Below are 13,503 nucleotides of genomic sequence, written 5' to 3'. Positions count from 1 at the left end.
AATCTGAGCCAGAATGAGGTTCATTCTGACCCAGATTTGATTTTGTACAACCCATCAGTCCTTATTGACAAAGAGCCTTTTTATTTGCGTAATTTTTTACTACAGTTATTTACTACAATCAAAAACTCACCGATCATTCCCCTAGCAAGTCCTAAGATTCCTCGCTGTTGGTTTTTTCTTCTGCAAAAGAACACTGATCACGACGAATAAAGTCTATGCTTGTTCTCGAAAAGCTGAAACTGCGGTCTGGATTTCTTGATAGATGGCTGCCACTTCTTCCAGATCCGCTGCATTCGCTCCGCTGGCAAGCGGATGTCCGCCACCATGATGACGTTTGGCGATCTCATTGATCACAGGTCCTTTCGAACGCATCCGGACCCGATAATAGCCTTCTGGCTGCTCAACAAAAATTGCCCATGCTAAGACATCTTCAATCTTCCCTGGTAAGGACACGATAGCAGATGTTTCTGAATCAACAACGCCAAAACGCTGTTGAATCTCATTTGTCAGAATCACTTTGCCAGCTCCTAGTGAATCAACTTCTAAATTTTCAAAGACATAGCCGGAAAGACGAGCCACTGCTCTCGAAACCTGATCAATCTCACGATTGATTTTTGGTGCATCAAAACCATAATCCAACAAATCAGCTGCGTAACGCAATGTCGCGGAGGTCGTTGCTGGGTACAGGAAACGACCCGTATCCCCTACGATTCCGGCATAAAGCAGGCGCGCAGCTTCTTGCGACATAGTAAGTTCTTCAGCGAACATTTTCCAGAATGCCGTAATCATTTCACTGCAGCTGCTAGCAGTAGTATCCACCCAGACCAAATCTCCATAAGGTTCGTCATTAGGATGGTGATCGATTTTGATCAATTTTGCACCATTGGCATAGCGCTGATCACTGACTCTTGGTGAATTGGCGGTATCGGTCACGATCACTAAGGCATTTTTGTAGACTTCATCCGAAATCTCCTGCATTTCTGCTAAGTAGTCTAGCCCTTCAACAGGCCCTCCCACTTGATAGATCGCTTTTTCAGGAAAACTAGCTCGTAAAATTTCTGCCAATCCAACTTGTGACCCTAGTGCATCCGGATCAGGTCGCTGATGGCGGTGAATAATAATTATCTGATATTCCTTAATTGCTGTCAATATTTCCTCTTGTACGTTCATTGCATATCTCCATTTTCTAAGCATTTATCTGATGACTGCTGTTCGAATTAAGGGCGCTCCATTACTTGGCAGACGACAATTGCTTTAGCTACCATGGAATTTTCGATATAGACTTCAATATCGATCTTAGCAGATCGGCGCCCCAGCTCCAAAATTTTGGGCTGAATAATGATCTCACTTTCTAATTGGATCAAGCGGAAATAGTGTAGATTCACTTGTTCGATCCAGCTGTTTCGCCGCTGATTGACTTGCATCGTTCGTTTGGCAGCATTGGCGATCACTTCACTGAGCACACCAAAAGAAATCGTTCCTACTTCATTGACCATTTGTGGAGTCACAGCGAAACGAAAGTTTGGCTGTGCCAATTTATTGCCTTCAAAATCTTGTTCAATGATTTGGATCTGACCAGAAATCTGATCAGAGATCGTATCGGAAATCTGGGTCTGTCTTTGGACTAGTTGCATCGCCTTCATAATGTCTTGCCGAGTCACGATTCCGATCAAAGATAAGTCATCTGCTACTACTGGCATCACTTCCAAGCCATCCCAAATCATTTGATGACTGGCAGAAGCAACACTCATCTCTTTTTTCACGACTCGCGGTTCACGAGTCATGATTCGTTCAATGATTTGCGTATCGGGTTTTTCCAAAACATCTTTTGCCGTAATGATCCCAACCACGCGCATGTTCTTGTTAACTACCGGATAGCGAGAATGATTGGTTTCTTCTGAAAGACGTTTATAGTCTTTGACAGTGTCAAACGTATGCAGATACTTTGTTTTTTCCAGCGGCATATAGATATCGCTAACGAGCATAATATCTTTTTTGATCAGCTGGTCACTCAATGCCCGGTTGATCATCGTTGCAACGGTAAACGTATCATAAGTCGTCTGCAATATTGGCAGTTCCAGCTTATCGGCCAAACGACAGTTTTCTTCTGATGTTTCAAACCCACCAGTGATCAAGACAGCAGCACCATCTTCTAATGCTAATTGGTGAACTTCATTTCGATTCCCTACGATCACGAGCGATCCCGGGGTGATATATCGTTCCATTGCTGATTCTTTCATCGCACCGATAACAAACTTATTCAAGTCCTTATCTAGACCGGCTGCGCCTCCTAGAACCTCTCCTTCAATGATTTGTACGACTTCTCCAAAGGTCAATTTTTCAATATGTTTTTTTAACTTACGCTCGATCCTAATGGTTCCTACCCGTTGAATGGTAGAGACCAGACCGATATTTTCTGCATCTTTGATTGCCCGATAGGCGGTTCCTTCACTGACACCTAAATCCTTTGCGATTCCCCGTACTGAAATACGGTCTCCTACCGGCAAACTTTCGATATGCGCTAAAATCAAGTCATGTTTCGTCGCCATAATTTTCTCCTAGTTAATAAAATCCGTCAATCAGACGGTCAACAATCAATCGATTCTCCCACAGCCAAAACGGTGCCTACTCCCTCAGGCAGCAAGTCGATAAAAGCGGCGGGATCTTGTTTGATCAGTGGGAATGTGTTGTAGTGAACTGGTACAACTTTTTTTGCTTTCAATAAGTGGGCAGCTGCGGCTGCATCTTTAGGTCCCATAGTGAAGTTATCACCAATCGGCAAGAAAGCCACATCGATCGCAAATTGTTCGCCAATCAGTGCCATATCACCAAAGAGGGCTGTATCCCCCGCGTGATATATTGTTTTGCCTTCCGCTTCTAAAATGATTCCCGCTGGGTTTCCCATATAGATCATCTTGCCGTCTTCTTCCAGACCGGAACTGTGCTGAGCTTGAACGAACCGTACCTTGCCAAAGGGAAAAGTATATGAGCCGCCGATATTCATACCGTGAGTCTTCGTTACTCCCTTACTTGTTGCATACTGACAAACTTCCACTACACTGATAATAGGTGCTTCTGTACGTTTGGCAATCGCCACCATATCTCCTACATGGTCGCTGTGCCCATGAGTGATCAGCAGCCAGTCTGGATCAACTGTTTCTGCATCCAGATCAGTCATAGCGTTTCCATTTATAAAAGGGTCAAACAACAACTTTTGTCCATCTTCCAACTCGATCGAAAGAACCGCGTGTCCATGAAAAGTAATCTTCACAACAATTACCCCTTTCCTATTCATAAGTAATACAGACTAATATTTTCTATTATAACAGACTAATACAAAATTCCAAACAATCAATTCGGTGTATCCATTTCATTCATGACGTTATTCTTCTCTTAGTCAAGAAATCACAAAAAAACTGTTCTAGTCTTCAGAAAAAAGAACTAGAACAGTTTTTTTAGGTTCGCAGCTTACAGAGAATGTTTCTGGAAGCCACCTTGTTTTTTGATACGCCACATAGTCATCAATAGGGCCACAGCACATAAAAGAAACGCACCGAAGAAAGTAACTTTCATTCCATAATTGAAGATATCTGGTCGTCCATTGATATATGTCGTCACATGCTGACCATAGGCACTGCTCATCGCAGAATATAGAATCGTTGTGGACATTGCAATCCCTAGCACCATGCCTAGATTACGAGCAAAAGAGTTCAAGCTACCGGCCACTCCCAAATTTTCTTTGGTCACGCTGCTCATGACCATGGTATTATTCGGCGATTGGAACAAGGAATTTCCTAATCCCATGATTGCTGTAGCCACCACATAATACCAAATAGGTGTATGCTGGTTCATAAACATGTACATCAGTTGGGTAATCGATAGTAAGGCCAAGCCAATCAACACCAAGATTTCTGGACCGACTTGGTCTGTCAAATAACCGCTGATAGGCGATCCGATAACCATCATCAAAGGAAAGACCATCATCAACATCCCGGCTACACTTGGAGTCAACCCACGGGCATTTTGCAGATAAAATGGAATCACGACATTAACAAAAAAATTAGCAGAAAAGATCAGAAGTGCCGTAAACAAACTTAACGTAAAAATTTTATTTCGGAAAATGCTGAAAGTAATCAGCGGCATCGCCACCCGTTTTTCTACTTGAATAAAAGCAATAAAAGCAATGATTGCAACGAAAATCAATACTAATGGCAACCATGTCAAGAAGCCTTGCTCCTGACCGATGAAAATTCCACCGAAAAAGGTCAAGATCGCCACAGAGAATAGACCAAATCCACTTTTATCGATGGAGTTGCGGCTCATGGTGATATCTTTGGGTAAAATTTTCTCCCCGGCAATCATAGTCAGAATTCCGACAGGAACATTGATCCAAAAAATATAAGGCCATGAAAAATGAGACAATATGATCCCGCCTAGTCCTGGACCAGCAATTGATCCTAGCGACACGAAAGCGCCGATCATCCCCAGTGCCCGTCCTCGCTCACTAATAGGAAATACTTCCGTAATGATTCCAGTATTTGTTGCCATCGTCATACTTGCACCGATCGCTTGGACGACTCGTGCAAAGAGCAAAAAAGCCAACGAATGGTTGAACCCGCACAATAAAGAACCGATGGTAAAAATCAACATGCCGAGACGAAAGACCTTGATTTTCCCCCAACTATCGCCAATCTTACCAAATAGCAACAAACAAGCACAAACCACCATCAAATAAACCGACACGACCCATTCCGCTTGGTTCATGGGTACGGACATATTTGCCGATATCGTCGGCAACGCAATATTCACGATGCTGCCGTCTAATGTAGACATAAACGTGAACATCGCAACAGCAATCAAGATCCACCATTTTCTCTGCTGGACAAGCGTATCTTCTTGATAACTTTTCACTCAAAACCATCCTTTCGATCCAATCAATTTTCTTTTAACACGAGTTTCTTCGTGGAATTGTTTTTTATCCAGACATCACTCCAGCATTCGGACAAGTCAAATTAGCCAGACTAACAAAAATAACTGACACGCCTTGAGAGACCCCACCAATCCGCACCGGAAAACAGGAGCAATTTCAATGTTTGGTTATTGGAACACTTGCTTTAGACAACACCCTGTCAATGAAGACCTAGATATTATCGATCGGACAATGTTCTCGTATTTCTGCGCTATGTATCTAAAGAGACACCACAAAAATCAAAGCAAAAACTAGGACGTTTGTAGCTGGCGTCCTAGTTTTCTGGATGTTTTATTTGCGTGATCGATTTCTTTGACTGGATTCCATGATCACAGGCAAGATCACTGGTCGGCGTTTTGTCTGTTCAAACAAGAAGCGGCTTAAGCGATCTCGAATGTCTTGTTTCAATTTACTCCATTCAAACTCTTCATCATGCAAATGTTTTTCAACGATCTCTGCAACGATCTCACCACTTTCCCGAATCAAATCACGACTTGCTTTGACATAAACAAAGCCGCGGGAAGTGATTTGCGGTGCTGCAATGATTTTCTTTTCGCGACGGTTGATCGTTACGACTGCGACGAAAATACCGTCTTCAGATAAGACTTTACGATCGCGTAAAACAATATTGCCGATATCACCGACACCGATCCCATCGATCATGACATTCTCAGCTGGTACAGCACCAGCTGAATGCATTTCGCCTTTTTTGTATTCTAAAACATCCCCGCGTGCGGTAATGAAAATATTCTTCAACGGAATGCCCACTTCATGAGCCAAGTCCACATGTGCTGCCAACTGACGATATTCTCCTTGGATTGGTAGGAAATACGTTGGCTTCATTAAATTCAGCATCAATTGCAGATCATTCGGATTCGCATGACCGGAAACACGAAAATTATCTGAAATTTGCTTCACGGTTCCACCCGCTCGGTAAATGATATCTTCCGTTTTGGCAACGACCGTTTCCATAGCTGTCGTAGGCGTCGTCGTAATATAAACGAGATCCCCTTCTTGAATCCGTAATGTACGATGTGTTCCGTTCGCCATTTTCTGCAATGCTTTGATCGGTTCACCCATACGGCCAGTCTCTAGAATAAGCAATTGCTCATTGGCATACTTTTTCATTTCTTTTTGGGTGATCAGCAAATCCTCTGCTGGTAATTTTAGTTTACCCAACTTCATCGCAGTGCGGATGATCCGTCCAAAGTCCTGACCAGTCAAAACTACTTTTCGTCCGGAACGATATGCTGCATCCAGCACTTGTTGAACCCTCTGCAGATTGCTGGCTACACTTGCGACAATGATCCGACCTTCCCAATAGCGAATGTTGTCAAACACTTCATCTTGAATCGTCAATTCAGAAGCAATCGGTGCTGGGTTTTCTGCATTTGTTGAGGTGCTCAGCAATGCCAGAACGCCTTCTTTACCGATCTCTGCCAAACGTCCGAAATCCGTTTGATACATTGGGATAGCTGTTTGATCAAATTTGAAATCCCCTGTATAGACGATATTTCCAGCGCTGGTTTTGACGCTGATTCCGACAGAATCAGGAATCGAATGCGTTGTCCGGAAAAAGCTGATGGTTGCATGACCAAAATCGATTTCTGAATGTTCATCAATGATATGGAAATCTTTGAATTTCTTTGTTGCTTCGTTTTTTGCTACGGTCAATTTTGCCAATTCGATCGTTAGCTCTGTTCCAAACACCGGAACTGGAACATTCTCCAAGAAATAGGGCAGCGCCCCAATGGCGTCGGCATGTCCATGAGTCAAAAAGACCCCCGCTACGCGATCTGCGTTTTCTTCTAGATACGTGAAATCAGGAATGACCGTATCGATTCCCAATAACTCGTTTTCTGGATAACGGACACCGCAATCCAGAACAAATATATCCTCTCCAACTTCAGCAATGTACATATTTTTTCCGTTTTCACGTACACCACCGAGAGGAATGATTTTGATAGTTTCCAATCTATTCACCTCTTGATTTTTTTACACTATTTATTTCCCTAGCCTAAGCCGTCTCTTTCATTATACAACAAAAAAAAGAAAAGCGTGGCATTCGCTACACTTTTCTGAAAAACTTATGATTTACACTCGAACTAGAGACTGTTCATGCAGCGATTCTGCGATTTGGATAGAGTTCCAGGCAGCACCTTTCAGCAAGTTGTCCGCTACCACCCAAAGGTGCAGACCATTCGCTACATCTAAATCTTTTCGAATCCGACCGACGAAGGTCTCTGTCTTACCGACACTCGTCAGTGCTTGTGGATAAATCTGCTGACTTGGATCGTCTTGCAGAACTGCTCCGGGAGCTGCTTTGATCCACTCTTTGACTGCAGTCAATTCCGCAGGTTGTTTTGTTTCGATATAAATAGATTCTGAGTGCCCGCTAAAGACTGGGATCCGAACACAAGTAGCCGCTACTTGGATCGCTGAGTCTTCCATGATCTTTTTGGTTTCATTAATCATTTTCCACTCTTCATAGGTGTAATCATCTTCCGCAAAAACATCGATCTGCGGCAAGGCATTGAATGCGATGGGATAGTGTTTCTTGTCACCGCCCGCTGGCATGATCTCTGGTGCCAACTGATCAGCTGGTGTTCCTGACAAGTAAGCTTGAGATTCCCGTGTCAATTCTGCCATTGCCTTAGCACCGGCACCTGAAACAGCTTGATACGTCGAAACAATGATCCGCGATAAACCTGCGTGTTGCCGAATCGGTTCTAATGCCACCATCATCTGAATCGTTGAACAATTTGGGTTTGCGATAATCCCTTGGTGTTTTGCTAAAGCATGAGCATTTACTTCGGGAACCACTAAAGGGACATTCGGATCCATTCGGAAGTAGCTCGTATTGTCGATTACGACCGCACCGCTTTTAACCGCTTCTGGGGCAAATTGCTTGGAGATACTGCCGCCAGCACTAAATAAAGCCAAATCTACTCCAATAAATGAGGTCGTAGTTAATTCTTGAATGACCAAAGTGGCTCCTTTGAAGACACAGGTTTTCCCAGCTGATCGCTTTGAAGCCAATAGAATCAATTCCTTGATCGGCAATGTAGTCTTTTCTAACATCTCAATCATTTTTGTTCCAACTGCGCCAGTCGCACCAACAACAGCTACCCGGTACCCTCTATCCATTTGATCACTCCTCGAATAAAAATACATTTTTACTAGTTTATCATATTTAAGCAAAAAGAAAAGACCTTACATAAGCATTCTCAGAAAGAAAAAGAAAAAATCTGAAAATTCCCTCTTCTTTCGCTTTTTTTCAAAAAAGGGTTATTTTTCGACTGTTATTATTTGTCACATCTACGGGTTATAGGCTATAATATTAGTAGAAAGAATTTTGGGGAAGATTCTTTCCAACGTGCATGGGGAAATAAAACCCAATCAGCCTAAATGAGGCAAGACCTGTTTTAACAGATCTTGCCTCATTTTATTTTTTAATTATTGCTGATTTCATTGTTGATTTTTGCAATGACAAATCCTTTATTATCAATGATCATTGTCTCATCTTCGATCTGCATAAACTGATCTAATAAAATTTCCTCTGGGCAAGACAATGTGAGTTGGTCTTCCCCGGTATTAAAGATTCCAATGATTCGTTGCGCACCTAATTCCCGCTCAAAAATGATCAATCCTTCTTCTTCAGAAATCACGTTCCAATTCAAAGAGCCATCTGAAAGGATTTTTTGATGACTCTTGCGCAAATGAATCAAATCAGTTGTGAAGCGCAACAAATCGCGGTCTTGTTTTTCTTCTTCCCAAACCATACATTTCCGGCAATCCGGATCCATATCCCCGGTCAAGCCGATTTCATCGCCATAATACAGGCAGGGAACCCCTTGCTGCAAGTAGGTAAAAGCCATCACCTGCCGCATCAGGTCCTTATCGCCTCGTGCCAATGTCAATAGACGCGGCGTATCGTGAGAATCCAAAATATTGAATTGGACTTGATTTGTCTGGTCCCGATAAAGCATCAATTGATTATTTAGTTCCGAGACCATCTTTGTCATTGATATTTCGCCTTTGACGAAGTATTCAATGATTGCATCTGTAAAAGCATAGTTCATGACTGCATGGAATTCGTCCCCTTGGAGCCATCTTTGAGAAGAATGCCATATCTCTCCTAAAATATAAAAATCGTCTTTGGCTTCATCACAGACCTGACGAAATTTCTTCCAGAAATTATGGCTCACCTCATTGGCTACATCCAAGCGCCAAGCATCGATATCAAATTCTTCGATCCAGTAACGAGCAATTTTCAGGAGATAGTCTTGAACATCCGGATTCTCTGTATTCAGCTTCGGCATATGCGGGGTAAATGCAAACACATCATACGTGATATCATAAGCATCTTCAAAATCTTCGCCTTCTTTATAATTGACAGGGAATTCATTGATATGGAACCAATCGGCAAAGGGAGAATCTGCACCATTCTTAATGACATCGAGCCATTGGTGGGAAGTATCTCCTATGTGATTGAAAACTGCGTCAAGCATGACCTTGATTCCTCGTTTATGACATTCCTCCACCAACCGTTTAAAGGTCTCGTTATCCCCAAATGCCGGATCAATCGCTAAATAGTCGATGGTATCGTATTTGTGGTTGGAGTAGGCTTCAAAAATCGGACAGAAATATATCCCATTGATCCCTAGCGAAACGAGATAATCCAGATGGTCGATCACACCTTGTAAATCTCCACCAAAAAAATCTTGCCGATCAGGATTTTTGGACCCCCAGGGCAATGTGCCTTCAGGATCATTCGATGGATCGCCATTGGCAAAGCGCTCCGGAAAAATTTGATACCAGACGGTTTCTTTGACCCATTCCGGCACTTTGAACCGATCCGCTTCTTGAAAGTAAGGCATCCGGAAATAATTGTTGTTCATTTCTAAGTATTGCTCTTCAAAAGGATAGACCCCATGATCCCCATAAAAAACATGGAGACCGTCAAAACTTTCAATTGAGAAGCCGTAAGACAATCGGCGAAATTCTGCACTTACAGTCACTTGCCAATAATCATGCAAGTCCGTAGACAAGATTTTATCCATTTCGATCCTTCGTTGGTACCAAGCTTCTTTGTATAAGGTATACGGATCCCCGCATAATAATTGCACGTGACGCACATCTTGACGAGCTGTGCGCAGCCGAATGTGCATTTTGTCTTTTTCAAATAAATAAGCAAATTCACTTTCTGGACGATGATAAATAGCAGTAGTATTCATAGCAGACTCCTTTAATTATTTGTTGCCTCTATTTTCCCACACACAAGAAGAGAATACAAGCAAAATATGCAATCGATTGCTTTATCCTCTTCTTTTTACAAAAGGGCGAGAAATATAATAGAAACATCAAATAACACAAACGAAGCAATCGTTTGCATTGCTATAAATTGGGGATCATTTACTTGGTTTAGAATTGTTCGAGCAAGCGTGTTCTTTTAAAATGTCATACTTCCGCAACAAACCAATCACTGTAGTCAGCGCCTGATAAAGCTCTGTAAAATCCGAAGGGCGCATTGCCGAAACCTTCTCATTCAAGCGATCCTCAATTTGTTGTTTTTTGCGACTAAACAATTCTCTTCCCGCTTCACACATAAAGACATTGACGCTGCGCCGATTCGTTTCATTGGTTTTGCGAATGACAAACCCAGCTTTTTCCAATCCAGCAATCGAACGACTAATCTGGACCTTCGATGTGCCGATTTGTCTTGCTAATTCCGACATCGTCATCCCTTCATTAGCTGCGATGATAACCAATTCAAGTATTTCCATCTTTGTCAATTTTAAATCTTCAAACCCAACTTCTTCAAACAAAAGGTTTCCCAGTAGTGAGAAAACTTCTGCAAATACTGATATATCAAACTTCTCTATCGCTTTTGTCATTTTCTCCCTCTTTTCTTCTCTATAGTTTAGTATAAGAACTTCTGCAAAACAATAGCGATTGTTGATTTTTGTTAACTGTTATGATAGCTTTTAAACAGGATGAAAAAAACATGAAAATGGCAAGAAAAGAGTGACAGCATGCTAGAATTAAAAGATATCAAGAAGTATTATAAAGTAGGATCAAGTACCACCAAAGCATTGGACGGTGTCTCGGTTGCTTTCCGAAAACAAGAGTTTGTAGCCATTTTGGGACCAAGCGGCTCTGGAAAAACCACCATGCTAAATGTGATCGGTGGATTAGACAACTACGACTCTGGAGACATGGTCATTAATGGAAAATCGACCAAATCTTTCAAGGACCGTGATTGGGATGCCTATCGGAACAATTCGATCGGTTTTGTGTTCCAAAGTTACAATTTAATCAGTCATTTGGGGATTATTGATAACGTTGAGCTAGGAATGACACTAAGCGGTGTTTCAAAAGAAGTCAAACGAGCGAAAGCCGAAGATGCGCTGACACGGGTTGGTCTTGCGGACCATATGCACAAAAAGCCAAATCAACTTTCTGGTGGGCAAATGCAGCGGGTAGCGATTGCCCGAGCATTAGCCAACGACCCAGATATTCTGCTTTGTGATGAACCGACGGGTGCGTTGGATTCAGAGACTAGCGTCCAAATCATGAAGCTGATCCAAGAGCTTTCCAATGAAAAGCTCGTAATCATGGTTACCCATAACCCGGAACTAGCGAATCAGTATGCAGATCGAATCATTGAGTTCAAGGATGGTCGAATCTTAAAAGATTCTAACCCGCATATTGAAGAACAAAAGAAAGATCAATTTGAATTAAAGCACACGAAGATGAGTTTCCTCACTGCATTGCGTCTTTCTTTCAATAATATCCGGACAAAAAAAGGCAGAACTTTCTTAACGGCATTTGCTTCAAGCATTGGGATCATCGGCATTGCCATCGTCTTGTCTTTATCGACCGGATTCCAAAAGCAAATCGATAATACACAGTCTGAAACATTGGCCCGTTTCCCGATCACGATCTCTAAAGTAACGACGGAACAAGACCCTTCTGCAATCAGTACTCGTACTAAAGAAGAGAATTTCCCGTCCACTAAAGAAGTGACCGCAAAACTGAGTGACGCTGACCGGGCAACCCATATCAATAATATTGATCAGGACTTTCTTGACTATCTCAATAAAATTGATCCTGAGTTAAGCAACAACATTGGCTACACTCGTTCGACTTCGTTGAACTTACTGCGTAAGGTCGATGATAAAGTAGAACAAGTCAGCTTTTCAAATGCTTCAGCTGATAACGAGCAGACAAATGCCATGATGTCCGCAATGAGTGCTTCGACGGGAATCGGCGTTTCAACCTTCCCAGAACAACTATCTGAGGAAAACGGCAACTTCCTGAAAGACAACTATGATTTGCTGCAGGGAGAATATCCTGCATCAGCAAATGACGTTGTACTGATCGTTGACGAGAACAACGTGACGAACGTCAACGCATTGATCAACTTAGGATTTGATATCAAAGACGGCGATAAAGTGTCTTTCGATGATATCGTAGGAACAACAGTCAAGTTGGCACTTAACGATGCCTTTTATACTGAATTGCCAACTGGGAACTTTATCCCAAATCAAGATTTAACAGCTGTTTATGACAACAGTGCAAATAAAGAATTAAAAATCAGCGGGATTTTACGTATCAAAGAAAAATCTACGATGAATTTGCTTTCTACCGGGATCGCTTATAGCGATGCATTAGCCCAAGAAGTTATCAAAGAAAACAAAAACTCGGCAATCGTCAAAGCCCAAAAAGACAGTGATATCAATGTTATGACCAACGAAAAAATCGATGCTAGCACGCGCGATTCTCTAATCGATTACTTAGGTGGCAGCGACTTGCCAAACAGTATTATGATCTATCCAAATGATTTTAGTTCCAAAGAAAAAATCTTGGACTATCTTGATGCTTACAACAAAGGCAAAGATCGTAAAGATCAAATCGTTTATTCTGATTTAGCTGGAACCATGACGCAATTGACCGGCGGCTTGATGGATGCCATCACTTATGTTCTGATTGCTTTTGCCGCTATCTCATTAGTGACGAGCATGATTATGATCGGTATCATCACCTATACTTCAGTTTTGGAACGTACGAAAGAAATCGGCGTCCTAAAAGCTTTAGGTGCGCGTAAAAAAGATATCACTCGTGTCTTCGATGCTGAAACATGTATCCTTGGGATTGCTTCTGGTGCATTAGGTGTCTTGATTGCTTGGTTAGCTACTTTCCCAATCAACGCGGTCTTATACAATATGACTGATCTGGAAAATGTTGCACAACTGAATCCAGTCCATGGATTGATCTTAATTCTGGTCAGCACGATCCTAACCATGATCGGCGGCCATATCCCAGCACGGATGGCAGCAAAAAAAGATGCTGCGATCGCTTTGCGGGCAGATTAATTCTTTCTAACTAGTCACAGCTAAAGAGAGCATTGCAGCTGTCAGTTAATGGTGCTCTCAGCAAAACAAAAAGTACTCGAAATGAAGCGACCCCCAAAAGTTAGACCAAAAAATCTAACTTTTGGGGGTCGTTATTTGTATGGCAAAATATCCTTT

The 13,503-nt window shown here is 42.2% G+C and carries 9 protein-coding genes and 1 pseudogene; 2 read left to right on the top strand and 8 right to left on the bottom strand.

Annotated elements, in window-relative coordinates; genetic code table 11:
* Nucleotides 1–210: pseudogene (locus AB5Z52_RS13920) on the top strand (hypothetical protein); the annotation flags it as partial.
* A gap of 3 nt (nucleotides 211–213) precedes the next feature.
* On the opposite strand, the gene AB5Z52_RS13915 reads toward AB5Z52_RS13920, so the two are convergent.
* From AB5Z52_RS13915 to AB5Z52_RS13880, 8 genes are all read right to left on the bottom strand, one after another.
* Nucleotides 214–1,170, bottom strand: coding sequence for a bifunctional oligoribonuclease/PAP phosphatase NrnA (locus AB5Z52_RS13915; RefSeq protein ID WP_279280747.1), 957 nt, complete (start codon nucleotides 1,168–1,170; stop codon nucleotides 214–216).
* Nucleotides 1,171–1,217: 47 nt separating this feature from the next.
* A complete protein-coding gene (locus AB5Z52_RS13910; RefSeq protein ID WP_003128761.1) occupies nucleotides 1,218–2,549 on the bottom strand; it encodes a DRTGG domain-containing protein in 1,332 nt (443 codons plus the stop codon).
* 38 nt (nucleotides 2,550–2,587) lie between these two features.
* Entirely contained in the window at nucleotides 2,588–3,271 is a 684-nt protein-coding gene (locus AB5Z52_RS13905) for a metal-dependent hydrolase (RefSeq protein ID WP_003128759.1), read from the bottom strand.
* Nucleotides 3,272–3,468: 197 nt separating this feature from the next.
* A complete protein-coding gene (locus tag AB5Z52_RS13900) occupies nucleotides 3,469–4,911 on the bottom strand; it encodes an MFS transporter (RefSeq protein ID WP_003128757.1) in 1,443 nt (480 codons plus the stop codon).
* Nucleotides 4,912–5,260: 349 nt separating this feature from the next.
* Nucleotides 5,261–6,943 (bottom strand): ribonuclease J, encoded by a 1,683-nt coding sequence (locus tag AB5Z52_RS13895; RefSeq protein ID WP_003128755.1) that lies wholly within the window; start codon nucleotides 6,941–6,943, stop codon nucleotides 5,261–5,263.
* A gap of 120 nt (nucleotides 6,944–7,063) precedes the next feature.
* Nucleotides 7,064–8,116 carry an aspartate-semialdehyde dehydrogenase gene (locus AB5Z52_RS13890; protein WP_005472640.1) on the bottom strand — a complete coding sequence of 351 codons (1,053 nt, stop codon included), beginning with the start codon at nucleotides 8,114–8,116 and terminating at the stop codon, nucleotides 7,064–7,066.
* 305 nt (nucleotides 8,117–8,421) lie between these two features.
* On the bottom strand, nucleotides 8,422–10,206 hold the full coding sequence (locus AB5Z52_RS13885) for a glycoside hydrolase family 13 protein (protein WP_368243837.1): 1,785 nt from the start codon (nucleotides 10,204–10,206) through the stop codon (nucleotides 8,422–8,424).
* A 174-nt stretch (nucleotides 10,207–10,380) separates the two neighbouring features.
* Nucleotides 10,381–10,866: a MarR family winged helix-turn-helix transcriptional regulator gene (locus tag AB5Z52_RS13880; protein WP_003128751.1), complete on the bottom strand. Its 486-nt coding sequence runs from the start codon at nucleotides 10,864–10,866 to the stop codon at nucleotides 10,381–10,383.
* A gap of 138 nt (nucleotides 10,867–11,004) precedes the next feature.
* On the opposite strand from AB5Z52_RS13880, the gene AB5Z52_RS13875 reads away from it, so the two are divergent.
* The gene (locus tag AB5Z52_RS13875; protein WP_003128750.1) at nucleotides 11,005–13,347 is read left to right on the top strand and encodes an ABC transporter ATP-binding protein/permease; all 2,343 of its coding nucleotides are present in this window, start codon (nucleotides 11,005–11,007) and stop codon (nucleotides 13,345–13,347) included.
* Nucleotides 13,348–13,503 lie beyond the last annotated feature (156 nt).

The sequence above is a fragment of the Enterococcus sp. RTP21361st1_A6_RTP21361_211029 genome (assembly GCF_040910045.1).
Taxonomy (GTDB): Bacteria; Bacillota; Bacilli; order Lactobacillales; family Enterococcaceae; genus Enterococcus_D; species Enterococcus_D gallinarum.
The sequence above is the reverse complement of the archived record's forward strand: the minus strand, read 5'-3'. Positions and strand labels throughout refer to the sequence as shown.

Coding starts and splice junctions, on each gene's coding strand:
- AB5Z52_RS13880 (WP_003128751.1), bottom strand. CDS start 10,866: ATGACAAAAGCGATAGAGAAGTTTGATATATCAGTATTTGCAGAAGTT.
- AB5Z52_RS13890 (WP_005472640.1), bottom strand. CDS start 8,116: ATGGATAGAGGGTACCGGGTAGCTGTTGTTGGTGCGACTGGCGCAGTT.
- AB5Z52_RS13910 (WP_003128761.1), bottom strand. CDS start 2,549: ATGGCGACGAAACATGACTTGATTTTAGCGCATATCGAAAGTTTGCCG.
- AB5Z52_RS13915 (WP_279280747.1), bottom strand. CDS start 1,170: ATGAACGTACAAGAGGAAATATTGACAGCAATTAAGGAATATCAGATA.
- AB5Z52_RS13875 (WP_003128750.1), top strand. CDS start 11,005: ATGCTAGAATTAAAAGATATCAAGAAGTATTATAAAGTAGGATCAAGT.
- AB5Z52_RS13885 (WP_368243837.1), bottom strand. CDS start 10,206: ATGAATACTACTGCTATTTATCATCGTCCAGAAAGTGAATTTGCTTAT.